Annotated in this window: 1 protein-coding gene; it reads left to right on the plus strand. The window is 43.0% G+C overall.

Annotated elements, in window-relative coordinates; genetic code table 11:
• Positions 1-533, plus strand: a 533-nt coding sequence (locus A3766_RS26880; RefSeq protein WP_304440987.1) for a DNA gyrase subunit A, incomplete at both ends; no start/stop codon positions are given.

Consider the following 533-nt stretch of genomic DNA (forward strand, 5'->3'; position numbering starts at 1 on the left):
CTCGTCAGGTATCGCTGTTGGTATGGCGACTAATATTCCACCACACAACTTAACTGAAGTTGTTGGTGCTTGCCTTGCTCTGATGGAAAATAGTGATATTACCTGTGAAGAGTTGATGGAAATTATTCCAGGTCCAGATTTTCCAACCGCTGCGATTATTAATGGTCGTGCAGGGATAGTCCAGGCTTACCAGACTGGCCGCGGGAAAATTTATTTAAGAGCGCGCTATGAGGTCGAGACCGATAAGAATGGAAAAGAGCGCATTGTCGTTACAGAAATTCCATATCAGGTTAATAAAGCCCGTTTGATAGAGAAAATAGCCGAGCTTGTTAAAGACAAGAAGATCGAAGGTATTACCGAGCTTCGTGACGAGTCTAATAAAGAAGGTATGCGAATAGTGATCGAACTTCGACGTGGCGAAATGCCTGAAGTGATCATGAACAACCTTTATGCCCAGACTCAACTTGAGAACGTATTTGGTATTAATATGGTTGCTTTGGTTGATGGTGAGCCAAAGACGATCAATCTAAAGC

The sequence above is a fragment of the Oleiphilus sp. HI0132 genome, from assembly GCF_001635845.1.